This window comes from Streptomyces sp. NPDC017936 (assembly GCF_044328485.1).
Lineage (GTDB): Bacteria > Actinomycetota > Actinomycetes > Streptomycetales > Streptomycetaceae > Streptomyces.
On record NZ_JBIRHK010000022.1, the window covers coordinates 73,401 to 95,610 of the forward strand.

At 72.8% G+C, this 22,210-nt stretch carries 22 protein-coding genes; 13 read left to right on the plus strand and 9 right to left on the minus strand.

From position 1 onward, the window contains the following. Positions 1–129: 129 nt before the first annotated feature. Both ACH4F6_RS35020 and ACH4F6_RS35025 read right to left on the minus strand, forming a co-directional pair. The gene (locus ACH4F6_RS35020; RefSeq protein ID WP_397964417.1) at positions 130–822 is read right to left on the minus strand and encodes a hypothetical protein; all 693 of its coding nucleotides are present in this window, start codon (positions 820–822) and stop codon (positions 130–132) included. Positions 823–907: 85 nt separating this feature from the next. Then, on the minus strand, positions 908–2,257 hold the full coding sequence (locus ACH4F6_RS35025; RefSeq protein WP_397964418.1) for a DUF2252 domain-containing protein: 1,350 nt from the start codon (positions 2,255–2,257) through the stop codon (positions 908–910). 203 nt (positions 2,258–2,460) lie between these two features. On the opposite strand from ACH4F6_RS35025, the gene dnaE reads away from it, so the two are divergent. Further along, positions 2,461–6,000 (plus strand): DNA polymerase III subunit alpha, encoded by a 3,540-nt coding sequence (gene dnaE, locus ACH4F6_RS35030; protein WP_397964419.1) that lies wholly within the window; start codon positions 2,461–2,463, stop codon positions 5,998–6,000. Between the two features lie 84 nt (positions 6,001–6,084). Here dnaE and ACH4F6_RS35035 read toward each other — a convergent pair whose 3' ends face one another. Then, positions 6,085–6,252 (minus strand): hypothetical protein, encoded by a 168-nt coding sequence (locus ACH4F6_RS35035; RefSeq protein WP_397964420.1) that lies wholly within the window; start codon positions 6,250–6,252, stop codon positions 6,085–6,087. Positions 6,253–6,475: 223 nt separating this feature from the next. On the opposite strand from ACH4F6_RS35035, the gene ACH4F6_RS35040 reads away from it, so the two are divergent. The 4 genes from ACH4F6_RS35040 (at position 6,476) to ACH4F6_RS35055 (ending at position 10,397) form a co-directional block, all read left to right on the plus strand. Further along, complete coding sequence (locus ACH4F6_RS35040; RefSeq protein ID WP_397964421.1) at positions 6,476–7,699, plus strand: NYN domain-containing protein; 1,224 nt, start codon at positions 6,476–6,478, stop codon at positions 7,697–7,699. 62 nt (positions 7,700–7,761) lie between these two features. Next, positions 7,762–8,781 (plus strand): ABC transporter ATP-binding protein, encoded by a 1,020-nt coding sequence (locus ACH4F6_RS35045; RefSeq protein ID WP_397964422.1) that lies wholly within the window; start codon positions 7,762–7,764, stop codon positions 8,779–8,781. 73 nt (positions 8,782–8,854) lie between these two features. After that, positions 8,855–9,679 (plus strand): ABC transporter permease, encoded by an 825-nt coding sequence (locus ACH4F6_RS35050; RefSeq protein ID WP_397964423.1) that lies wholly within the window; start codon positions 8,855–8,857, stop codon positions 9,677–9,679. 34 nt (positions 9,680–9,713) lie between these two features. Beyond that, positions 9,714–10,397: an AAA family ATPase gene (locus tag ACH4F6_RS35055; protein WP_397964424.1), complete on the plus strand. Its 684-nt coding sequence runs from the start codon at positions 9,714–9,716 to the stop codon at positions 10,395–10,397. Between the two features lie 417 nt (positions 10,398–10,814). Here the strand turns inward: ACH4F6_RS35055 and ybaK are convergent, their stop codons facing one another. From ybaK to ACH4F6_RS35075, 4 genes are all read right to left on the minus strand, one after another. After that, positions 10,815–11,318, minus strand: coding sequence for a Cys-tRNA(Pro) deacylase (gene ybaK, locus ACH4F6_RS35060; RefSeq protein ID WP_397964425.1), 504 nt, complete (start codon positions 11,316–11,318; stop codon positions 10,815–10,817). 32 nt (positions 11,319–11,350) lie between these two features. Continuing rightward, a complete protein-coding gene (locus ACH4F6_RS35065; RefSeq protein ID WP_397964426.1) occupies positions 11,351–12,091 on the minus strand; it encodes an LON peptidase substrate-binding domain-containing protein in 741 nt (246 codons plus the stop codon). 11 nt (positions 12,092–12,102) lie between these two features. Then, positions 12,103–13,140: a hypothetical protein gene (locus tag ACH4F6_RS35070; protein WP_397964427.1), complete on the minus strand. Its 1,038-nt coding sequence runs from the start codon at positions 13,138–13,140 to the stop codon at positions 12,103–12,105. A gap of 391 nt (positions 13,141–13,531) precedes the next feature. Beyond that, positions 13,532–15,109 carry an oxidoreductase gene (locus tag ACH4F6_RS35075; protein WP_397964428.1) on the minus strand — a complete coding sequence of 526 codons (1,578 nt, stop codon included), beginning with the start codon at positions 15,107–15,109 and terminating at the stop codon, positions 13,532–13,534. A gap of 176 nt (positions 15,110–15,285) precedes the next feature. Between ACH4F6_RS35075 and hisD the strand changes: the two genes are divergently transcribed. The 8 genes from hisD to hisF are packed head-to-tail and all read left to right on the plus strand — an operon-like array spanning position 15,286 to position 20,992. Next, the gene (gene hisD / locus ACH4F6_RS35080; protein ID WP_397964429.1) at positions 15,286–16,611 is read left to right on the plus strand and encodes a histidinol dehydrogenase; all 1,326 of its coding nucleotides are present in this window, start codon (positions 15,286–15,288) and stop codon (positions 16,609–16,611) included. Then, the gene (locus ACH4F6_RS35085; RefSeq protein ID WP_397964430.1) at positions 16,608–17,717 is read left to right on the plus strand and encodes a histidinol-phosphate transaminase; all 1,110 of its coding nucleotides are present in this window, start codon (positions 16,608–16,610) and stop codon (positions 17,715–17,717) included. The genes hisD and ACH4F6_RS35085 overlap by 4 nt, the downstream gene beginning before the upstream one ends. Then, positions 17,714–18,307 (plus strand): imidazoleglycerol-phosphate dehydratase HisB, encoded by a 594-nt coding sequence (hisB, locus tag ACH4F6_RS35090; RefSeq protein ID WP_397964431.1) that lies wholly within the window; start codon positions 17,714–17,716, stop codon positions 18,305–18,307. The genes ACH4F6_RS35085 and hisB overlap by 4 nt, the downstream gene beginning before the upstream one ends. Before the next feature lie 4 nt (positions 18,308–18,311). Continuing rightward, positions 18,312–18,476: a hypothetical protein gene (locus ACH4F6_RS35095; RefSeq protein WP_397964432.1), complete on the plus strand. Its 165-nt coding sequence runs from the start codon at positions 18,312–18,314 to the stop codon at positions 18,474–18,476. Next, a complete protein-coding gene (gene hisH / locus ACH4F6_RS35100; protein WP_397964433.1) occupies positions 18,467–19,117 on the plus strand; it encodes an imidazole glycerol phosphate synthase subunit HisH in 651 nt (216 codons plus the stop codon). The genes ACH4F6_RS35095 and hisH overlap by 10 nt, the downstream gene beginning before the upstream one ends. Beyond that, positions 19,114–19,839 carry a bifunctional 1-(5-phosphoribosyl)-5-((5-phosphoribosylamino)methylideneamino)imidazole-4-carboxamide isomerase/phosphoribosylanthranilate isomerase PriA gene (gene priA / locus ACH4F6_RS35105; protein WP_397964434.1) on the plus strand — a complete coding sequence of 242 codons (726 nt, stop codon included), beginning with the start codon at positions 19,114–19,116 and terminating at the stop codon, positions 19,837–19,839. Before hisH ends, priA begins: the two co-directional genes overlap by 4 nt. Next, on the plus strand, positions 19,836–20,240 hold the full coding sequence (locus tag ACH4F6_RS35110) for a RidA family protein (protein WP_397964435.1): 405 nt from the start codon (positions 19,836–19,838) through the stop codon (positions 20,238–20,240). Before priA ends, ACH4F6_RS35110 begins: the two co-directional genes overlap by 4 nt. Then, the gene (hisF, locus tag ACH4F6_RS35115) at positions 20,237–20,992 is read left to right on the plus strand and encodes an imidazole glycerol phosphate synthase subunit HisF (RefSeq protein ID WP_397964436.1); all 756 of its coding nucleotides are present in this window, start codon (positions 20,237–20,239) and stop codon (positions 20,990–20,992) included. Before ACH4F6_RS35110 ends, hisF begins: the two co-directional genes overlap by 4 nt. Positions 20,993–21,118: 126 nt before the next feature. Here hisF and ACH4F6_RS35120 read toward each other — a convergent pair whose 3' ends face one another. Continuing rightward, the gene (locus ACH4F6_RS35120; protein WP_397964437.1) at positions 21,119–21,517 is read right to left on the minus strand and encodes a VOC family protein; all 399 of its coding nucleotides are present in this window, start codon (positions 21,515–21,517) and stop codon (positions 21,119–21,121) included. 11 nt (positions 21,518–21,528) lie between these two features. After that, complete coding sequence (locus tag ACH4F6_RS35125; protein WP_397964438.1) at positions 21,529–22,164, minus strand: TIGR03085 family metal-binding protein; 636 nt, start codon at positions 22,162–22,164, stop codon at positions 21,529–21,531. Positions 22,165–22,210 lie beyond the last annotated feature (46 nt).

Here is a 22,210-nt window from a genome sequence, read left to right on the forward strand (position 1 = left end):
GCGCGGGAATGCGTGGGGGGGGGGGGGGACTGTCGTGCTCACCGGGGGCGCCGGCGCGCCACGGGTGTGCCGTTCGCCGTCCGGGTGCGCCGTTCGCCACCCGGGTGCCGCCGGACGCGGAGGTGCCGCTCAGACGAGGGCGGCCCGGCGCGGCGGTCCGCGGCGTCCCAGGGAGTGCACGAGGATCCGGTCGCGGACGGTGACCGCGCGGCGCGTGGGCCTCGGCAGGCGGCGGGCCGCCGGGGCGCGCCGTACGGTCACGGCGGCGACGGCGAGCAGCAGCGGCCGGAAGGTGGTCGCGGCGGCCGCCCCCAGCAGCTGGGCCAGCGCCCGCTCGCCCCGGCGCAGCCACGCGGCGGCGACGAGACCGACACCGACGTGGGCGCCGAGCAGCAGCCAGGCGGTGGCGGGGTGGGCGTGGGCGAGGAGACCGGCCAGCCGGTCGGTGTCGGTGCCGGTGACCTGGGCCAGCGGCGTCCCGACGGGGGTGCCGTCGCCGCACAGCACGTCCCAGCCGACGGAGGCCAGCGGACCGGCGACCGGGCCGCCGGCCCGGCCGTAGCAGACGTGCTGGCCGGTGGTGAAGACCGTGTCGGCCGCCAGCTCCAGGGGGACCAGCAGGGCGGCGATCCGCCCGAAGCCGCGCTCGCGGCCCGCCAGGGCGTACGCGAGGACGAACACGGCGGCCGCGACGGCGGCCACCGTGTTGAGCGGCAGCGGGGCCCGGGACAGCAGCACGTGCGACGCGGTGCTGAGCGTCACGACGAAGGCCGTGAACAGCGCCGCGCGTACGGCTCTGAGTCGGGTCCCGGATATGTCCATGGCGCAGGAAGTGTGACACGCGCTCCTGTAAGAGACCCCTAAAGGGTCCCTGTGCGAGCCCTATTCGTTACGGACGGCGGCGCCGTCACAGGCCCGGGATCCGGCCGTTGCGGAAGAGGTCGACGAAGAGCTGGTGGTCCGCGCGCGCCCGTGCGCCGTAGGTGTGCGCGAAGTCCACCAGCAGGGGCGCGAAGCCCTCCTCGTCGGCCGCGATGGCCGCGTCGATGGCCCGCTCCGTGGAGAACGGCACCAGGGACTCGCCCGAGGTGTCGTCCGCCGCCGCGTGCATGGTGGCCGTGGCCCGCCCCAGGTCGGCGACGACCGCCGCGATCTCCTCCGGGTCGTCGATGTCGCCCCAGTCGAGGTCGACGGCGTACGGCGAGACCTCGGCGACCAGCTGGCCCGCCCCGTCCAGCTCGGTCCAGCCCAGCCACGGGTCGGCGTGCGCCTGCAGGGCGCGCTGCGAGATCACCGTGCGGTGGCCCTCGTGCTGGAAGTAGTCGCGGATCGCCCGGTCGGTGACGTGCCGGGAGACGGCCGGGGTCTGGGCCTGCTTGATGTAGATCACGACGTCGTTCTCCAGGGCGTCGCTGTGGCCCTCCAGCAGGATGTTGTACGACGGCAGGCCGGCGGACCCGATGCCGATGCCCCGGCGGCCCACGACGTCCTTCACCCGGTAGGAGTCGGGGCGGGCCAGCGAGGTCTCCGGCAGGGTCTCCAGGTAGCCGTCGAAGGCCGCCAGCACCTTGTAGCGGGTGGCGGCGTCCAGCTCGACGGAGCCGCCGCCCGGTGCGAAGCGGCGCTCGAAGTCGCGGATCTCGGTCATGGAGTCCAGCAGCCCGAAGCGGGTCAGGGAGCGGGCGTCCCGCAGCGCGTCCAGCAGCGGGCCCTGCGCCGTGTCCAGCGTGAACGGCGGCACCTCGTCGCCCTTGGCGCCGGTGGCCAGGGCGTGGATCCGCTCGCGGTACGCGCCCGCGTACACCTCCACCAGGTCGGTGATCTGGTCGTCGCCGAGCGCCTTCGCGTACCCGATCAGGGCGATCGAGGCGGAGAAACGCTGCAGGTCCCAGGTGAAGGGGCCGACGTAGGCCTCGTCGAAGTCGTTGACGTTGAAGATCAGGCGGCCGGTGGAGTCCATGTAGGTGCCGAAGTTCTCCGCGTGCAGGTCGCCGTGGATCCACACGCGCGAGGTGCGGTCGTCCAGGTACGGCCCGCTCGCTGTGGTCCCGTCGCCCCGCCGGGTCTTCCCGCTGTCCAGGTCGTGGTAGAAGAGGCACGCCGTCCCCCGGTAGAAGGCGAACGCCGAGGCCGCCATCTTCCGGAACTTCACGCGGAACGCGGCCGGGTCGGCGGCCAGGAGCGCGCCGAAGGCGGTGTCGAAGACGGCGAGGATCTCCTCGCCGCGAGGCTCGTCGTCGAGCTGCGGAACCGACATCGCGGGGTGCCTCCTGGTGCATGACGTGTACGACAGCGTTTCTGCCGTCTCCAACGGGCGGGGGCGGGCGGAAGTGCCCGCGGCCCCGCTGCGAAGGTACGCGGGTGAGGCCGCCCGGTGTCAGCGCCGAGGCATAGACTTCGACGCTGACCCCCGGACTGTTCGCCAGCCTGTCGCCGTAAGCTCCCCTTGGAGGCCACGCCGTGTCGAAGCCGCCGTTCACGCACCTGCACGTCCACACCCAGTACTCGCTGCTGGACGGTGCCGCGCGGCTGAAGGACATGTTCGACGCCTGCAACGAGATGGGCATGACGCACATCGCCATGTCCGACCACGGCAACCTCCACGGGGCGTACGACTTCTTCCACTCCGCGAAGAAGGCCGGAATTACCCCGATCATCGGGATCGAGGCCTACGTCGCCCCCGAGTCCCGGCGCAACAAGCGCAAGATCCAGTGGGGCCAGCCGCACCAGAAGAGGGACGACGTCTCCGGTTCCGGCGGTTACACCCACAAGACGATCTGGGCGGCGAACGCGACGGGCCTGCACAACCTCTTCCGCCTCTCCTCGGACGCGTACGCCGAGGGCTGGCTCCAGAAGTGGCCGCGGATGGACAAGGAGACCATCGCCCAGTGGTCCGAGGGGCTCATCGCCTCCACCGGCTGCCCCTCCGGCGAGCTCCAGACCCGGCTGCGCCTCGGCCAGTACGACGAGGCCCTGAAGGCGGCCGCCGACTACCAGGACATCTTCGGCAAGGACCGCTACTTCCTGGAGCTGATGGACCACGGCATCGAGATCGAGCGCAGGGTCCGCGACGGCCTGCTCGACATCGGCAGGAAGCTCGGCATCCCGCCCCTGGTCACCAACGACTCGCACTACACGTACGCGCACGAGGCGGGGGCGCACGACGCGCTGCTGTGCATCCAGACCGGCAAGAACCTCTCCGACCCCGACCGCTTCAAGTTCGACGGCACCGGCTACTACCTGAAGTCCACGGACGAGATGTACGCCATCGACTCCTCGGACGCCTGGCAGGAGGGCTGCCGCAACACGCTCCTGGTGGCCGAGCAGATCGACACCACCGGGATGTTCGAGAAGCGCGACCTGATGCCGAAGTTCGACATCCCGGAGGGCTACACCGAGGTCACCTGGTTCAAGGAGGAGGTCCGCCGCGGCATGGAGCGCCGCTACCCGGGCGGCATCCCCGAGGACCGCCAGAAGCAGGCCGACTACGAGATGGACGTCATCATCTCGATGGGCTTCCCCGGCTACTTCCTCGTCGTCGCCGACTTCATCATGTGGGCCAAGAACAACGGCATCGCGGTCGGCCCCGGCCGAGGCTCCGCGGCCGGCTCGATCGTCGCGTACGCCATGGGCATCACCGACCTCGACCCCATCCCGCACGGCCTGATCTTCGAGCGGTTCCTCAACCCCGAGCGCATCTCGATGCCCGATGTCGACATCGACTTCGACGAGCGCCGGCGCGTCGAGGTGATCCGGTACGTGACCGAGAAGTACGGCGCCGACAAGGTCGCCATGATCGGCACGTACGGCACCATCAAGGCCAAGAACGCGATCAAGGACTCCGCGCGCGTGCTGGGCTACCCGTACGCGATGGGCGACCGCATCACCAAGGCCATGCCCGCCGACGTCCTCGGCAAGGGCATCCCGCTCTCCGGCATCACCGACCCCGGCCACCCCCGGTACTCGGAGGCGGGCGAGGTCCGGGCGATGTACGAGAACGAGCCGGACGTCAAGAAGGTCATCGACACCGCGCGCGGCGTGGAGGGACTGGTCCGGCAGATGGGCGTGCACGCGGCCGGCGTGATCATGTCCAGCGAGACCATCACCGAGCACGTCCCGGTCTGGGTGAGGCACACCGACGGGGTGACCATCACCCAGTGGGACTACCCGAGCTGTGAGTCGCTCGGCCTGCTGAAGATGGACTTCCTGGGCCTGCGCAACCTCACGATCATGGACGACGCCGTCAAGATGGTGAAGGCCAACAAGGGGATCGACATCGACCTCCTCGGCCTCCCGCTGGACGACCCCAAGACCTTCGAACTCCTCCAGCGCGGCGACACCCTCGGCGTCTTCCAGTTCGACGGCGGCCCCATGCGCTCCCTGCTGCGCCTGATGAAGCCGGACAACTTCGAAGACATCTCCGCCGTGTCGGCCCTGTACCGCCCGGGCCCGATGGGCATGAACTCCCACACGAACTACGCGCTGCGCAAGAACGGGCAGCAGGAGATCACGCCGATCCACCCCGAGCTGGAGGCGCCGCTCAAGGAGGTCCTGGACGTCACCTACGGCCTGATCGTCTACCAGGAGCAGGTGCAGAAGGCCGCCCAGATCATCGCCGGCTACTCGCTCGGCGAGGCCGACATCCTCCGCCGTGTGATGGGCAAGAAGAAGCCCGAGGAACTGGCCAAGAACTTCACCATCTTCCAGGCCGGCGCCCAGAAGAACGGCTACAGCGACGAGGCGATCCAGGCCCTGTGGGACGTCCTGGTCCCCTTCGCCGGCTACGCGTTCAACAAGGCGCACTCGGCCGCGTACGGCCTGGTCTCCTACTGGACGGCGTTCCTCAAGGCCAACCACCCCGCCGAGTACATGGCCGCGCTGCTGACGTCCGTCAAGGACGACAAGGACAAGTCGGCGATCTACCTCAACGAGTGCCGGCGCATGGGCATCCGCGTGCTCCCGCCGAACGTCAACGAGTCCGAGGCCAACTTCGCCGCCCAGGGCGACGACGTGATCCTCTTCGGCCTCTCCGCCGTCCGCAACGTCGGCACCAACGTCGTCGAGTCGATCATCAAGACCCGCAAGGCCAAGGGGAAGTACACCTCCTTCCCCGACTACCTCGACAAGGTCGAGGCGGTCGTCTGCAACAAGCGGACCACGGAGTCGCTGATCAAGGCCGGCGCCTTCGACTCGATGGGGCACACCCGCAAGGGACTGACGGCCCAGTACGAGCCGATGATCGACAACGTGGTCGCGGTCAAGCGCAAGGAGGCCGAGGGCCAGTTCGACCTCTTCGGCGGCATGGGCGAGGAGCAGACCAGCGAACCCGGCTTCGGCCTCGACGTCGAGTTCACGACCGACGAGTGGGAGAAGACGTACCTCCTCGCGCAGGAGCGCGAGATGCTCGGCCTGTACGTCTCCGACCACCCGCTGTTCGGCCTGGAACACGTGCTGTCCGACAAGGCCGACGCCGGCATCGCCCAGCTCACCGGGGGCGAGCACGCGGACGGCGCGGTGGTCACCATCGGCGGCATCATCTCGGGTCTCCAGCGCAAGATGACCAAGCAGGGAAACGCCTGGGCGATCGCCACCGTGGAGGACCTGGCCGGCTCCATCGAGTGCATGTTCTTCCCGGCGACCTACCAGCTGGTGTCCACCCAACTCGTCGAGGACGCCGTGGTGTTCGTCAAGGGCCGCCTCGACAAGCGGGAGGACGTCCCGCGCCTGGTCGCGATGGAGCTGATGGTCCCGGACCTGTCCGCCGCCGGCACCAACGCGCCCGTGGTCCTGACCATTCCGGCCGTGAAGGTCACCCCGCCGATGGTCAGCCGCCTCGGCGAGATCCTCACCCACCACAAGGGCGACAGCGAGGTCCGGATCAAGCTCCAGGGCCCCACCAAGACGACCGTGCTGCGCCTGGACCGGCACCGGGTCAAGCCCGACCCGGCGCTGTTCGGCGACCTCAAGGTGCTGCTCGGACCGTCCTGCCTGGCGGGCTGAGCGCGGGGAACACAGCAGGGGCGCACCCGACTGCGGGTGCGCCCCTCGGCATGCGCCGGGCTTCAAGGGCCCTTGAAGCAGATGCTAGTTGTGCCCGAAGCGCTTGCCGCGGCCCTTGCCGCGGGCGACCTCACCCGGCGTCGTCTGCGTCACGTGCTGCTCGTCCTGCGGTTCCATCGTGGACTGCTGGGCCGTTTGCGGGGAGCGCTCGGACTGCGACTGCTTACGGTCACGGTTCTTGTTCTTGGCCATGGGGATCTGCCTCCTGTCGGGGGTCTAGGGGCCAGGGCCGGGATCAGATTCACATAGGCTGACGCAGGGCGCATTTCGGATAATTACCGTGTGTGACAGGCTTGTCGGAGCACACGGCGCCGAAACGCCACGCCGAAGATCGAGTTCAGGCCGTTAACCCCCGCCCCGTCGGGCAGACTCGAAGGAAGCCCGAAGCAAACCTTCCAGGAAGAGGGTGAGTCGTGTGGACCGCTGCATCGTCCTGGTGGACGCCGGGTATCTGCTGGGGGCCGCCGCGAGTCTCCTCGCGGGAGAGCCGTCGCGGTCCCGGATCACCGTCGACCACCCCGCCCTCGTCCAGGGCCTGCGCGAACAGGCCGAGTCCGACACGGAACGGCCCCTGCTGCGCATCTACTGGTTCGACGGCGCCCCCGACCGCGTCCCGCAACCCGAGCACCGCAGACTGCGCGTGATGCCCCGGGTGACCGTCCGCCTGGGCGCCCTGACCCGCAGCGACGGCCGCTGGGCGCAGAAGGGCGTCGACGCCGCCATGCACGCCGAGCTGACCGAACTGGCCCGCAACCGCGCCTGCTCCGACGTCGTCCTCGTCACCGGCGACGGCGATCTGCTCCCCGGCATGATGGCCGCGAAGGAACACGGCGTCGCCGTCCACCTGTGGGCCGTGCAGGCCGCCGACGGCGACTACAACCAGTCCGAGGACCTGGTCGCCGAGGCCGACGAACGCCGTGTCCTGGACCGCACGTGGATCACCAAGGCCGTCCGCGCCAAGGACCTCGGCGGCGTCTGCGCGCCGCCGCCCGCGCCCCGGCCCGAGATCGCCGCGATCCTCTCCGCGCCGCTGCCCGACTCCGGGCTCGCCCCCGCCGCCGAGCGGGCCCCCGAGGAGTCCGAGCACTCCGGCGCGGCCGCCGCCTCCGGGAACGGCGCACGGGGGGCGCGCCTCCCCGCCCCCAAGGGCGTTCCCACCCCCAAGGACCTCGCCGCCCTGCGCGCGCCCGGCGCGCACGCCGTCCAGCACCCCGCGACCGCCACCCTGCGCTGGTCCTCCGACCGGGGCTGGGTCGACCGGCCCGGCGTCGCCGCCGAGCCCTCCGAGGCCGCCTCGATGCCCACCCTCGCGCAGCTCACCACCGCCGAGCAGCGGTGGGCCGACCGCGAGGAGGACATCACCGCCGTCAGCGGCGACCCGTTCGAGGTGGGGCAGGTCTTCGCCCGGCGGTGGATGGGCCGGCTCGGCGACCAGGGCCACCTGCAGAAGCTGTCCGGGATGTATCCGCGGATCCCGCACCGCATCGACGGCGAGCTGCTGCGGTACGCGGCCCGCTTCGGGCTGCTCGCCCACAAGGACGACCAGATCGACGAGCACGACCGCTACGCCATCCGGGCGGGTTTCTGGCGGGAGATCGACGTGCGCACGGCGGCGGAGCACGCGCCCGCGGGGGACTGAACCGGGCACTCGGGACGCCCCGACCGCGAGCGGGGGCCGCCGACCCCGTAGTCTCGTCCCTTGTGAGTACGCGCGCGGCACCGGCAGTTCGGCCCAGGGACGAGGCCGTCTGCGCCGTGCGCGGCCTGACCAAGACCTATCCGGCGGTGCGCGGCCGACGCGGCGTCCCCGCGACCCCCGAGGTGCGCGCCACCGACGACGTACGGCTGGACGTGCGGCGCGGTGAGATCTTCGGGCTCCTCGGACCGAACGGCGCCGGCAAGTCCACCCTGGTCCGGCAGATCACCGGGCTGATGCGGCCCGACGCGGGCAGCGTCGAGATCCTCGGGCACGACATCGTGCGCCACCCCGAGCGGGCCGCGCGCATCCTGGCCTACCTCGGCCAGGAGTCCACCGCCCTCGACGAGCTCACCGTCTCCCTCGCCGCCGAGACCACCGGACGCCTGCGCGGCCTCGACGTACGGCAGGCGCGCCGGGAGCGGGACGCGGTGCTGGACGAGCTCGGGCTGACCCCGATCGCCGGGCGGCCGCTCAGGAAGCTGTCCGGCGGCCAGCGGCGGCTGGCCTGCTTCGCGACCGCGCTGGTGGGGGAGCGGCCCCTGCTGGTGCTGGACGAGCCGACCACGGGCATGGACCCGGTGGCGCGCCGGGCCGTGTGGTCCGCGGTGGACCGGCGGCGGGCGGAGCGCGGCACGACCGTCCTGCTCGTCACCCACAACGTCATCGAGGCCGAGACCGTGCTCGACCGGGTCGCCGTCCTCGACAAGGGCCGGGTCATCGCCTGCGACACGCCCGCGGGCCTCAAGGAGCAGGTCGCGGGCGAGGTACGGGTGGAGCTGGTGTGGCGGGAGCGGGCACCGCTGGACGTGCCCGAGGTCGCCGCGCTGCGCGAGCGGGCCGCGGAGTCCGGGCGCCGCTGGACGCTGCGGCTGGCCCCCGAGGAGGCCCGCGCGGTCGTCGCCACCGTCACCGGCGGGGCCGCCTTCGCCGCCCTGGACGACTTCACCCTGGCCACGCCGAGCCTCGAGGACGTCTACCTGGCGCTCGGCGGCGCCGCACGGCAGGGGCTGGTGAAGGTTTGAGCACGGCAGCCGGCGCATCCGTACCGGACAGGACGACTGACGGAGTGAACTCCGAGAGGGAGAGCAGCGCGACGTGAGTGTGGTACCCGCGGAGGTGCTGCCGGGCGGCGTCCTGGCCGCGGACGAGGAGCCGGTCCGGGAGGCGGCCGAGCTGGGGCCGCGCGCGCGGCTGTGGCCGTCGCTGGTGGCCGTCTACCGGGCGCAGCTGTCCCGCGCGCGCGTGGCGCGCATCCCGCTGCTGTTCGTGGCGACCTTCCAGTCGGTCGGCATCCTGATCATGATGCGCGGGGTCGTGGACGGCGGCCGCGAGGCGGAGGCCGTGGTGGCCGGCTCGGCGGTGCTCGTCGTCGCCTTCGTCGCGCTGAACCTGCTCGCGCAGTACTTCGGACAGCTGCGGGCCAGCGGTGGCCTCGACCACTACGCGACGCTCCCGGTGCCGCCCGCCGCCGTGGTGCTGGGCGCGGCGGGCGCGTACGCGTCGTTCACCGTGCCCGGGACGCTGGTCACGGCGGTCTTCGGGTGCGTGCTGTTCGGGCTGCCGCTGACCCACCTGTGGGTGCTGGCGCTGGTGATCCCGCTGGCGGGTGCCGCGCTGTCCGGGCTCGGCGCGGCCTTCGGGCTGCTCGCGCCCCGGCCGGAGCTGGCCACCGTGCTGGGACAGCTGGGCATGTCGGCGGCGCTGCTGCTGGGCGTGCTGCCGCCCGACCGGATGCCGGAGCCGGTGCGCCTCGCCCGTGACCTGCTGCCGTCGACGTACGGCGTGGAGGCCTTCGCGCGGACCTTCCGGCCGAGCCCCGAGTGGGCGTTCGTCCTCGGTGACCTCGCGGTCTGCGCGGGAGTCGGCGTGGTGTCGCTGGCCGTCGCCGCCTGGGCCTACCGGCGGGCCGCCGTCCGATGAGGCACGGCACGGGCGGGCCTGGCACGATGTCAGGGTGACCGCACCGCTGACTCCCCCTCCGCCCCCGCACGAACCCTCTCCGCACGACGCCTGGCCGCCGGCGCCGGGCGGGTACGCGGGTGCGGCTCCCGCGCCCCACCCCGCCCACGGACAGGACGGGCCCGGGACGAAGGCCGAACTGCGGGAAGCCGCCGTGGTCACGGTGCTCGTCGCGGTCGCCGGAGCGGTGCTCGGCCTGCTGTGGGTGTGGCTCGCGCCGCGCGTGCCGCTCGTCGGGGACGTGCTGGACGGCAACTGGGTCGTGTACCTGAAGGACTCCGAGGGCGAGCAGGCCGTCGGCGTGGACGGAACGTTCACCCTGCTGGCGCTGGCTTGCGGCGCGGTGAGCGCGCTGGCGGTGTTCGCGTGGCGCCGGCGCGGCGGCGTGCCGCTGGTGGTGGCGCTGGCCCTGGGCGGCCTGCTCGGCTCGCTCCTGGCCTGGCGGCTCGGCCTCTGGCTGGGCCCCTCCGACGACGTCCTCGCCCGGGCGAAGGCGGCCGGCGAGGGCGTGACGTTCCCGGCGCCCCTGGAGCTGGGCGCGAAGGGCGCGCTGCTCGCCTGGCCCCTGGCCGCCCTGCTGGTGCACCTCGGCCTCACCGCCCTCTTCGGGCCCCGGGACCCGGAGGTGTACGGACACCACGGGCCCGCCGCGCAGCCGTACCAGAAGCCGTCGGCGTAGCCGGGCACCTCGGCCGGCCCGCGGGCGGGACCGCCGCCGCAGCACGCCGCCCCGCCGGCCACGCCGTGCGGCCGGATCGCAGAGGATCGCTTCGCCGGTGCCGCCGGTCTCCCCGACGGCGTCCGGCGCGCTCGGCCGTGAACCGCGGGAGGTCACCGGGCACGTCGGGCGGGCCACCGCCGTGACCGGGCTGCGGCGCCCCTGGGCCGGCCGGGCGCCGCGCCCGGGGCGGGTCGCCGGCGCCCGGGGGACGGTCGCCGCGCCCCCGTGCCGGTCGCCGTGATCCGTACCGGCGGTCTCGGCGTCGCCCCCGCGGCCGGGCGGACGCCGCGGCCCCGGTCGGCCGCCGTGACCCGGGCCGGCCCCGCCACCCGGGCCGGTCGGCGTCCGTGCTGCGAAGGGACCGACGTCGAGGGGTCACGCGCGCCCGATGGGCGCCAGCACCGCTTCCGTGAGGCGGGTGAGGTCGGTGGGGGAGAGTTCGACCTCCAGCCCGCGCCGGCCCGCCGAGACGCAGATGGTGGCGTGCGCGTTCGCGGAGTCGTCGAGGACCGTGGGCAGCTTCTTGCGCTGGCCCAGCGGGGAGATGCCGCCGCGGACGTAGCCCGTGGTGCGTTCCGCCAGGGCCGGGTCCGCCATGGCCGCGCGCTTGCCGCCCACCGCCGACGCGAGGGCCTTCAGGTCCAGGGTGCCGGCGACCGGGACCACGGCCACCGTGAGCGTGCCGTCGACGTCCGCGACCAGGGTCTTGAAGACCCGGTCGGGGGAGACGCCCATCGCCTCGGCCGCCTCCTCGCCGTAGGAGGGGTGACCGGGGTCGTGGTCGTAGGCGTGGACCGTGAAGTCCACCCCCGCCGAGGTCAGGGTCACCGTCGCGGGCGTGCCGCCGGACTGCTGCTGCTTCTTCGACTTCTTCGCCATTCGGGCCTTCTGGGTGACGTGGGTGGAACTCGTCAGTTGAGACTCGTCGGCCCGCGGGTCAGGTCCGCCGCGGGCAGCGAGGGCAGGCTACGGAGGATCGCCGTCTCCGCGCGCAGCAGTTTCAGCTCGTCGCGCAGCCGGGAGGCGGTGTCCGGCGCCTGGAGCAGCCGCTGCTTGGTGGGGGTGTCGAGCATCATCGCGGCCGCCACCAGGTACGACACCACGGACGGCTCGTCCGGCAGGTCCGCCCCGGTCGTCAGGGAGCGTTCCCGGGCGCCCGCGAGCCGCTTCTGGTACTGGCGGAAGGCCCGCAGCACGCCCTCCGCGAGCGCGCCCGCCTCGTCGCCCGGCTCCTCCGGCAGCTCCTGCAGCTCCGCCGTCAGGTACGGACCCGACGCGTCCACCGACAGCAGCCGCACCCGGGTCGTGCCGGTCGCCAGCACCTCGAAGGTGCCGTCGGCCCGCTCCCGGATCGTCGCCGCGTCGGCGATGCACCCGACCCCGTGGAAGGCCTTGGCCGGGTCGGTGCCGAACCCGGCCGCCGGCCCGCGCTCGGGCAGCGCCGTCGGGTCGGGCATGCCCGGTGCGCTGGGCGCCACCTCGTGGCCGTCGCGGATCGCCACGACGGCGAACCGGCGTGGTTCGTCCTCGGGGGTCTTGAGCAGATCGCGCATCAGGGCGCGATAGCGCTCCTCGAAGACGTTGAGCGGGAGCACGAGCCCCGGGAACAGCGCGGAGTTCAGGGGGAAGAGCGGCAGCCGGACGGTGGTCACGGCCCAAGAGCCTAGTGGTCCCGGGGGTGCGGGCGTCCCCCGTGCCCACTTCGCGGATGCTCCGCGGGCTGCGCGGCGAGTCCCGAGCACACGCTCTCGCGCACCGCCAGGAAGTGTCCCAGCGGGTCGTCCGACAGCCGTCCCCAGGGGAAGGAGGTGGCGTACGGGCCGATCAGCCGCAGCTGGGCGAGGGCGTCCTCGCGGCGGGCGAGGCGGACCAGGACGTACGTCAGCAGGTTGCGGATCTCGGCGGGCCACGGATCGGCCGCCGGGAAGCGGGCGGAGAGGCCGATCGCCCGGTCGGCGGCCGCGTCGAGCCGCTCGCGGGGCACCTCGGGTCCGCAGCCGTCGGTGAGGTAGGCGAAGGCCGCCCGCACCGGCAGCGCCTGCACGAGCGAACCCTCCGGGGCGTCCTGCGCGGCCCGGTCGGCGAAGTCGAAGCACTCGCGGTGGGAGCCGTGCCAGGACTCGGCGAGGTAGCGCTTGGCGGCGACGTGGCAGCCGTAGTGGTGCGGGGCGCGGCGGACCGCCGCCTCCCACAGCTCGCCGAAGTACTTGTGCCCGGCGCCGGCCCCGCGCGCGTGGTCCAGCGCGATCCGCCACGGCACCGGGTCGCGGACGTCGCTCTGCGCGGCGGCCGTGATCAGCGGGCTGACCTCGCGCAGCAGCTCGGTCCGGGCGGGCGAGCGCCAGGCCCGGTCCACCGCGAGCTGGGCGCCGACCAGCAGCACGTCCGGGTCGCGCGGCGCGGCGGCGCGCCACTCCTGGAACCACTCGGGTCTCGCGTCCGCAAAGGACGCCAGGCGGGTGGCGTACCGGTCGCGGTACTCCCATTCGGCCCGTTCGCGGGTGCCGGCCAGGAGTTCCGCGGCGGCCTCGTACGCGCCCCGCCCGGCCGCGACCAGCGCGGGTCCGAGGCGGTCGTCGGGCACGTCGAGGAGGACCTCGTCGTCGGCCGGGAGCCCTGCGACGGGGTGCGGGGCGGCGGTCCGCGCCCGCCGGGACGTGACCGTCCTGGGGGCCCGGATGAAGGGGGGCAGCAGAGCCATGGTTTTGCCATTGAAAAGGGGCGGGTCGGCGATGCGCCAGAGGGCGACGCCAACCCGTGGAAAGTTGTACGGCGCGAAGTCAAAGGAGAGTAAAAGGTGACTGTCGTTCATCTGTCGGCCGGCTGAGCGCCCCTCTCCGGCGCCGGCCGCGCGCGGTGGAACCGGGGCCTCCGGCACCGGCCGCGCCGCGGCAGCCGTCCGGCCCGGCACCGGCCGCGCCGCGGCAGCCGTCCGGCCCGGCACCGGCCGCGCCGCGGCAGCCGTCCGGCCCGGCACCGGCCGCGCCGCGGCAGCCGTTCGGCCCGGCACCGGCCGGGATCCGGCAGCCGCACCGGTCCCCGCCAGCCGTGCCGCGGCAGCGTGGCGGTCCCGTCGGCCGGGCCGGCCTCCGTCAGCCGCGCCGCAGCAGCCGTGTCGCCCCCGCCGCCACCGTCGTCGCCAGGATCCAGCCCAGCAGGATCATCGCCGCCTGCAGCCACTGCCAGCCCCCCTGCAGCCGCCACTGGCCGGCCTGCCCCAGGTCGATCACCGGCAGCAGGAGGTCCAGGGCGAAGAGGGCGGGGTTCCAGGGCGGATGCCCCTCACGGTCGACGGGCGGATGGTCGGCGTGCGCGAAGGCCAGCGAGCTCGCCGCCCACAGCACCGCCATCCACACCGCGGCCCGTCCCGGCCGGTACCCGTAGGCGACCGTCCAGTCCTGCGCGTACCCCCACAGCTTCGCGGCCGGCGGCAGGGTCTCGCGGCGCCGGCGCTGCTTGGCCAGCAGCACCTCGCGGGCGTCCTCGTCCTCCCCGCCCTCCCGCAGCACCGCCGCCAGCCGCTCGTACGGCTCCGGGTTGTACTCGGCGGTCGCGGCGGCCACCCACTCCAGCCGCTCCGCCAGCGAGAACGGTCCCTGCGGCACCAGGTTCTCGTACGTGAAGCCCCCCATGTGCAGGCTGCCGGGGCCCGGCCAGGCGCTCGCCCGGTCCACCAGGTTGACCACCCGCGCCCCCGACAGCACCACCCTGCCGCGCTGCGGCCTCTCCCCGAGGAAGCGCAGCTCCGGCGTCTGCACCCGGCGCAGCGAGAGCTCCTGCTCGTCGGTGAGGGCGAACCGGGCCCGCTCCAGGTCGACGGCGTCCCCGAACCGCCCGTCGTCCAGCCGCACCCCGCCCCGGCACTCGAAGCGCTGGATCCGCGTCCCGCGCGCGGGCGTCGTACCGCTGACCGCCTGGCCGCCGACGCCCGCCGGGGTCAGGTACAGGGAGCGCTCCACCGTGAGCTGGGGGGCGTTCAGCGCGAACCGCGTGTACGGGTTGGCCAGCCGGGCCCCGCGCAGGCTCAGCGAGACGCCGATCTTGGCGCTGCGCAGCCGCAGCTCGCCGTGCGACTCCAGCAGCTCGGCCTGGAGGTCCTGGCCGACGCTCAGTCCGTCGGCGGTGATCGAGCGCCCGGTGCGGTCCCGGTAGACGATCGCCTGGTTGAGCATCAGGTCGGTGCCGATGTGCGCGTCGGTGAGCCGGACGCCGTTGTGGAAGCGGCAGCGGGGCAGGTGCAGGTCGCCCTCCGTCTGGAGCCGGGCCGCCTCCAGGCGAGGCACCGAGCAGTCCACCATCCGCACGGTCGTCACCCGCGCCTCCGGCAGCAGCACCTCCCGCTCGAACCGGCAGCGCTGCAGCTCGACGTACGGCTCCACCGTGCCGCCCGCCAGGTCGAGCGTGCCGCTGATCTGCACGCCGACCAGTTTCAGCGAGGCCACCCGGCCCGCGAGCGCGGGCGGTCCGTGCAGCAGCAGCCGGGCCACGGTCCGCGCCCGCACGGTCCGCGCCTCGCCCCACGGATGCCCGCCGTGCGGATCGTCGACGACCGTGTCCCCGCTGCTCAGGTCGTACACGGTGCCGTTGCGGAAGGCCTGCCACATGCCGGCCTCGGCCGCGGTCAGGTCGTCCGGCAGGTCCCCGGCGTGCGAGCCGGCCCCGTCCGTCACGCTGTTCGGTCCTCCTCGTGCCCGTCGTGCCCAGGCGTTTCGCACACCCGTTCATGCCCGCTGAGTGACGCCCCGAACGCTAACGGTGAAGGGGATCTTCCGGATTCGGCCACGTTCTGTATCAGCCATTGATACGCGCGAACCGGCTTCGGCGCCGGTCTGCGAGAATTGGCCCTGTGATCTCCCGAATCGATCTGCGCGGCGACGCCCTTCCCGAGGGCCCCGCCCTGCGCGACCTGCTGCCCCGAGCCGACTTCGACGTCTCGGCCGCCCTGGAGAAGGTGCGTCCGATCTGCGAGGCCGTGCATCATCGGGGCGACGCGGCGCTGATCGACTTCGCCGAGAAGTTCGACGGCGTCCGGCTCGACCAGGTGCGGGTGCCCGCCGAGGCGCTCGACGAGGCCCTCGCGGAGCTCGACCCGGCCGTGCGCGCGGCCCTGGAGGAGTCCATCCGCCGCGCCCGTCTCGTCCACCGCGAGCAGCGCCGTACGACCCACACGACCCAGGTCGTCCCCGGCGGCTCGGTGACCGAGAAGTGGGTGCCGGTCGACCGGGTCGGCCTCTACGCGCCGGGCGGCCGGTCGGTCTACCCGTCCTCCGTCGTCATGAACGTCGTCCCGGCCCAGGAGGCCGGCGTCGAGTCGATCGCGCTCGCCTCCCCGGCCCAGGCCGAGTTCGGCGGCCTGCCGCACCCGACGATCCTCGCCGCGTGCGCCCTGCTCGGCGTCGACGAGGTGTACGCGGCCGGCGGCGCGACCGCCGTCGCGATGTTCGCGCACGGCACCGAGTCCTGCGCGCCCGCCGACATGGTCACCGGCCCCGGCAACATCTGGGTCGCCGCCGCCAAGCGCTACTACACCGGCAAGATCGGCATCGACGCCGAGGCCGGCCCCACCGAGATCGCGGTCCTCGCGGACTCCACGGCCGACCCGGTGCACGTCGCCTCCGACCTGATCAGCCAGGCCGAGCACGACCCGCTGGCCGCCGCGGTGCTGGTCACCGACTCCGTCGAGCTGGCGGACGCGGTCGAGAGGGAGCTGGAGCCGCAGGTCGCGGCCACCAAGCACATCGACGACCGGATCGTCCCCGCCCTCAAGGGCAGGCAGTCCGCGATCGTGCTCGTCGACGGCATCGACGAGGGCCTCAGGGTGGTCGACGCGTACGGCGCCGAACACCTGGAGATCCAGACGGCCGACGCCGCGGCCGTGGCCGACCGGGTGCGGAACGCCGGCGCCGTCTTCATCGGGCCCTGGGCGCCGGTGTCGCTGGGCGACTACGCGGCCGGGTCCAACCACGTCCTGCCCACCGGCGGCTGCGCCTGCCACTCCTCGGGCCTGTCGGTCCAGTCCTTCCTGCGCGGCATCCACATCGTCGACTACACGAAGGACGCGCTGGCCGAGGTGGCGCACCACGTGGTGACGCTGGCGGAGGCGGAGGACCTGCCCGCGCACGGCGCGGCGATCAAGGCAAGGTTCGGCTGGAAGGTACCGGCGAGCAAGTGAACTTCGGAATCGACGACCTCCCCGTACGGGACGAGCTGCGCGGCAAGTCCCCCTACGGAGCGCCCCAGCTGGACGTCCCCGTACGGCTGAACACCAACGAGAACCCCTACCCGCTGCCCGAGCCGCTGGTCGAGCGGATCACGCAGCGGGTGCGCGAGGCGGCCCGCGACCTCAACCGCTACCCGGACCGGGACGCGGTCGAGCTGCGCACCCGGCTCGCCCGGTACCTCACCGACACGTCCGGCCACGAGGTCGCCCTGGCCAACGTCTGGGCGGCGAACGGCTCCAACGAGGTCATCCAGCAGCTCCTGCAGACCTTCGGCGGCCCGGGCCGCACGGCGATCGGCTTCGAGCCGTCGTACTCGATGCACGGGCTCATCGCGCGGGGCACGGGCACCGGCTGGATCTCCGGCCCCCGCAACGACGACTTCACGATCGACCTCGCCGCCGCGAAGAAGGCGATCGCCGGGAACCGGCCGGACGTCGTCTTCATCACCACTCCCAACAACCCCACGGGCACCGCGGTGCCGCCCGAGACGGTCCTCGCGCTGTACGAGGCGGCGCAGGCGGCCAAGCCGTCGATGGTGATCGTGGACGAGGCCTACATCGAGTTCAGCCACGGCGACTCGCTGCTGCCCCTGCTCGAAGGTCGGCCGAATCTCGTCGTCTCGCGGACGATGTCGAAGGCCTTCGGCGCGGCGGGGCTCCGCCTCGGCTACCTCGCCGCGCACCCGGCGGTGGTGGACGCGGTGCAGCTCGTCCGGCTGCCGTACCACCTGTCGGCCGTGACGCAGGCGACCGCGCTCGCCGCCCTGGAGCACACCGACACGCTGCTGAAGTACGTCGAACAGCTGAAGGCGGAGCGGGACCGGCTGGTCGCCGAGCTGCTCGCGGCCGGCTACGAGGTGACCGCCTCGGACGCCAACTTCGTGCAGTTCGGGCGGTTCGCCGACGCCCACGCCGTGTGGCGGAAGATCCTCGACCGGGGCGTCCTGGTCCGGGACAACGGCGTGCCCGGATGGCTGCGGGTCACCGCCGGCACCCCCGAAGAGAACGACGCGTTCCTCGACGCGGTCCGTGAACTGAAGAAGGAGCAGAACGCATGAACCGCGTGGGACGCGTGGAGCGCGTGACCAAGGAGACCTCGGTCCTCGTCGAGATCGACCTCGACGGGTCCGGCAAGGTCGACGTGTCGACGGGCGTCGGCTTCTACGACCACATGCTCGACCAGCTCGGCCGGCACGGTCTGTTCGACCTCACCGTCAAGACCGAGGGCGACCTGCACATCGACTCGCACCACACCATCGAGGACACCGCCCTCGCCCTGGGCGCCGCCTTCAAGCAGGCCCTCGGCGACAAGATCGGCATCTACCGCTTCGGCAACTGCACGGTCCCGCTGGACGAGTCCCTCGCCCAGGTCACCGTCGACCTGTCCGGCCGCCCCTACCTCGTGCACACCGAGCCCGAGAACATGGCGCCGATGATCGGCGAGTACGACACCACGATGACGCGGCACATCCTGGAGTCCTTCGTCGCCCAGGCCCAGATCGCGCTGCACGTGCACGTGCCCTACGGGCGCAACGCGCACCACATCGTCGAGTGCCAGTTCAAGGCGCTGGCCCGGGCCCTGCGGTACGCCTCCGAGCGCGACCCGCGCGCGGCGGGCATCCTCCCGTCCACGAAGGGCGCGCTGTAAAGCCATGACCGGACTCTCGACCGTCCTGATCGTCGTCGGTCTCTTCCTGGTCGGCGGCATCATCTCCTTCGTCAAGCAGAAGATGCCGGCCAGCCTGATCGTCCTGCTCTCCATCGGCGCCGCGATGTGCCTCGTCGCGGGCGTCCTGCGGCTGGAGGTGTGGAATTGAGCACCGCATCCAAGAAGGTCGTGGTCTTCGACTACGGCTTCGGCAACGTCCGCTCCGCCGAGCGCGCCCTCGCGCGCACCGGGGCCGACGTCGAGATCACCCGTGACTTCGACAAGGCGATGAACGCCGACGGGCTGCTGGTGCCGGGCGTCGGCGCCTTCGCCGCCTGCATGAAGGGCCTGAGGGACGCGCGCGGGGACTGGATCATCGACCGCCGGCTGTCCGGCGGCCGTCCGGTGATGGGCATCTGCGTCGGCATGCAGATCCTGTTCGCGCGCGGCATCGAGCACGGCGTGGAGACCGAGGGGCTCGACGAGTGGCCCGGCGCGGTGGAGCCGCTCCAGGCCGAGATCGTCCCGCACATGGGCTGGAACACCGTCGACGCCCCGGCCGACTCCGAGCTCTTCGCCGGCCTGGAGCCGGACGCGCGCTTCTACTTCGTGCACTCCTACGCGGTCCACGACTGGTCCCTGGAAGTGCACAACCCGACGATGCACGCCCCCAAGGTGACGTGGTCGACGCACGGCAAGCCGTTCGTGGCCGCCGTGGAGAACGGCGCCCTGTGGGCGACGCAGTTCCACCCCGAGAAGTCCGGCGACGCCGGAGCCCAGCTCCTCACCAACTGGATCGGAAGCCTGTGAGCAAGCTCGAACTCCTCCCCGCCGTCGACGTCCGCGACGGCCAGGCCGTCCGTCTCGTGCACGGCGAGTCCGGCACCGAGACCTCCTACGGCTCCCCGCTGGAGGCCGCCCTCGCCTGGCAACGGGCGGGCGCCGAGTGGCTGCACCTGGTCGACCTGGACGCCGCGTTCGGCACCGGCGACAACCGCGCGCTGATCGCCGAGGTCGCCAAGGCGATGGACATCAAGGTGGAGCTGTCCGGCGGCATCCGCGACGACGACACCCTCGCCGCCGCGCTGGCCACCGGCTGCACCCGGGTCAACCTCGGCACGGCCGCCCTGGAGACCCCGGAGTGGGTCGCCGAGGTCATCGCCGAGCACGGCGACAAGATCGCCGTCGGCCTGGACGTGCGCGGCACGACCCTGCGCGGCCGCGGCTGGACCCGCGACGGCGGCGACCTCTACGAGACGCTGGAGCGTCTGGACAAGGAGGGGTGCGCCCGCTACGTGGTGACCGACATCGCCAAGGACGGCACCCTCCAGGGCCCCAACCTGGAGCTGCTGAGGAACGTCTGCGCGGCGACCGACCGCCCGGTCGTGGCCTCCGGCGGCGTGTCGTCCCTCGACGACCTGCGGGCCATCGCCGGACTGGTGCCCCTCGGTGTCGAGGGCGCCATCGTCGGGAAGGCCCTGTACGCGAAGGCGTTCACCCTGGAAGAGGCCCTGGAGGCTGTGTCGTCATGACGTCCGAAGCCGTACGGCGCGTACAGAGCGGGAATCCCTGGGAAGACACTCTCGGTTTCGCACGCGCCGTGGCGGCGGGCGACATGGTGCTGGTGGCGGGCACCACGGCCTTCAGGGGCCGGGTGCTGTACGGGGAGGGCGACCCGTACGAGCAGGCCAAGGTGGCCTTCGCCGGCGCCCTCGAGGCGATCGCCGAGTTCGGGCTGGGCCCCGAGTCGGTGGTCAGGACCCGGATGCACCTGGCGCATTCACGGGACGTCGACGCGGTGGGCCGGGCCCACAAGGAGCTGTTCGACGCCGTGCGCCCGGCCGCGACCCTGCTGGTCGTGGAGGGTTTCATCGACCCGCGCGTCCTGGTCTCAGTGGAATTGGAAGCATTCAGAGGAGCCGTGAAGCCATGACCCTGGCGGTCCGAGTCATCCCCTGCCTGGACGTGGACAACGGCCGGGTCGTCAAGGGCGTCAACTTCCAGAACCTGCGCGACGCGGGCGACCCCGTCGAGATGGCCAAGGTGTACGACGCCGAGGGCGCCGACGAGCTGACGTTCCTGGACATCACCGCCTCGTCCGGCGACCGCGAGACCACCTACGACGTGGTCCGCCGCACCGCCGAGCAGGTGTTCATCCCGCTGACCGTCGGCGGCGGGGTGCGCACCCCCGAGGACGTCGACAAGCTGCTGCGGGCCGGCGCCGACAAGGTGGGCGTCAACACGGCCGCCATCGCCCGCCCGGAGCTGATCAAGGAGATCGCCGAGCGCTTCGGCAGCCAGGTGCTGGTGCTCTCGGTGGACGCACGGCGCACGGAGTCGGGATCCTTCGAGGTGACCACCCACGGCGGCCGGCGCGGCACCGGCATCGACGCCGTCGAATGGGCGCACCGGGCGGCCGAACTGGGCGCCGGCGAGATCCTGCTGAACTCGATGGACGCCGACGGCACCAAGGACGGCTACGACCTGGAGATGATCAGGGCCGTCCGCAAACACGTGACGATCCCGGTGATCGCCTCCGGCGGCGCCGGCAGGCTCGTGGACTTCCCCCCGGCCGTCGAGGCGGGCGCGGACGCCGTCCTGGCCGCCTCCGTCTTCCACTTCGGGGACCTGCGGATCGACGAGGTCAAGCAGGAGCTCCGGGGGGCGGGCCACCCGGTGCGGTGAGCCGGACGGATCCTCCCGCCGCCTCCCGGGGCAGCGCTCCGGGAGGCGGCGCGACGGCGCGCGGCCCCAGCGGCGTCGTCGTCCTGGCCGCGCGCGACCCGCGCCGGGCCCGACCACCCCGGTGACCTACTTCTTCTCCTGCGCCAGCTGCACGTAGTTCCCGACCGTGTCGTCGAGGACCGCCGCGATCACCGGCCCCTGCTCCCGCGGGCTCCGGGGGAACTCCACCCCGAGCCCGCTCAGCCGTTCGTACTCGGCCGCGATGTCGTCGACGGAGAAGACGATGCAGGGCAGCCCCGCCACCCGCAGGGCCTTGCGGTACGACTCCGCGATCGGGCCGTGGCCCGGCTCCAGCAGCAGCTGGAGATCCGGCTGGGCCCCCTCGGGCGCGCCCACGGTCACGAACAGCGTGCCGTCCCCGAGATCCCTGTACATCCGCGTCTCGAAGCCCAGGACGTCGGTGTAGAAGGCGTGGGCCTTGGCGACGTCGTCGACGTACACGCTGGTCATGGCTACCTTGATCATGGTCTGTTCCCTCAGAACCCGAGCTGTTTGCCGGCGTGCAGCTTCTCGATCGCGTCCTCGTCGCCGGCCAGCTCCACCCGGGCGGCGTCCTGCCGGCCGTGGAGGAACAGCAGCAGCTCCGACGCCTCGCCGGTCGCCGTCACGACCGGGGTGCCGCGGTTGGCGACCACCGTACGGCCGTCCGGGCGGCGCAGCACCAGACCGGTCGGCGCGCCGCGGCCCATCAGGCGGGCGATGCGCTCCAGCCGGGACCACAGGGCGTCCTGGAACACCGGGTCCAGCTCGCGGGGCGTCCAGCCGGGCCGGGCGCGGCGCACGTCCTCGGTGTGCACGTAGAACTCGACCGTGTTCGACGCCTCGTCGATCTGCTTGAGCTGGAACGGCGAGAAACGTGGCGGACCGGTGCGGATCAGCTGGAGCAGCTCCTCGTACGGCTTGGCGGCGAACTCCTCCATCGCCTTGTCGAGGCGGGACGCGAGCTGCTTGATCAGAAGACCTCCCGCGGCGTCCGGCCGGCGCTCGCGCACCACCACGTGCGCGGCCAGGTCACGGGTCCGCCAGCCCTCGCAGAGGGTCGGGGCCTCGGGGCCGACGGCTTCCAAGAGGTCGGCGAGCAGGAGTCGTTCACGCCTGGCGAAAGTCGACATGGCGTCAGCCTACGGCCGTCCCGGAGGTCCGGACAGTGGACGGTCG

Bases quoted from the DNA above. Each gene is read 5' to 3' on its own strand.
- ACH4F6_RS35020 (WP_397964417.1), bottom strand. From the start codon at position 822: ATGGACATATCCGGGACCCGACTCAGAGCCGTACGCGCGGCGCTGTTC.
- ACH4F6_RS35025 (WP_397964418.1), bottom strand. From the start codon at position 2,257: ATGTCGGTTCCGCAGCTCGACGACGAGCCTCGCGGCGAGGAGATCCTC.
- ACH4F6_RS35035 (WP_397964420.1), bottom strand. From the start codon at position 6,252: ATGGCCAAGAACAAGAACCGTGACCGTAAGCAGTCGCAGTCCGAGCGC.
- ybaK (WP_397964425.1), bottom strand. From the start codon at position 11,318: ATGGCGAAGAAGTCGAAGAAGCAGCAGCAGTCCGGCGGCACGCCCGCG.
- ACH4F6_RS35070 (WP_397964427.1), bottom strand. From the start codon at position 13,140: ATGGCTCTGCTGCCCCCCTTCATCCGGGCCCCCAGGACGGTCACGTCC.
- hisB (WP_397964431.1), top strand. From the start codon at position 17,714: ATGAACCGCGTGGGACGCGTGGAGCGCGTGACCAAGGAGACCTCGGTC.
- ACH4F6_RS35095 (WP_397964432.1), top strand. From the start codon at position 18,312: ATGACCGGACTCTCGACCGTCCTGATCGTCGTCGGTCTCTTCCTGGTC.
- ACH4F6_RS35110 (WP_397964435.1), top strand. From the start codon at position 19,836: ATGACGTCCGAAGCCGTACGGCGCGTACAGAGCGGGAATCCCTGGGAA.
- hisF (WP_397964436.1), top strand. From the start codon at position 20,237: ATGACCCTGGCGGTCCGAGTCATCCCCTGCCTGGACGTGGACAACGGC.
- ACH4F6_RS35120 (WP_397964437.1), bottom strand. From the start codon at position 21,517: ATGATCAAGGTAGCCATGACCAGCGTGTACGTCGACGACGTCGCCAAG.
- ACH4F6_RS35125 (WP_397964438.1), bottom strand. From the start codon at position 22,164: ATGTCGACTTTCGCCAGGCGTGAACGACTCCTGCTCGCCGACCTCTTG.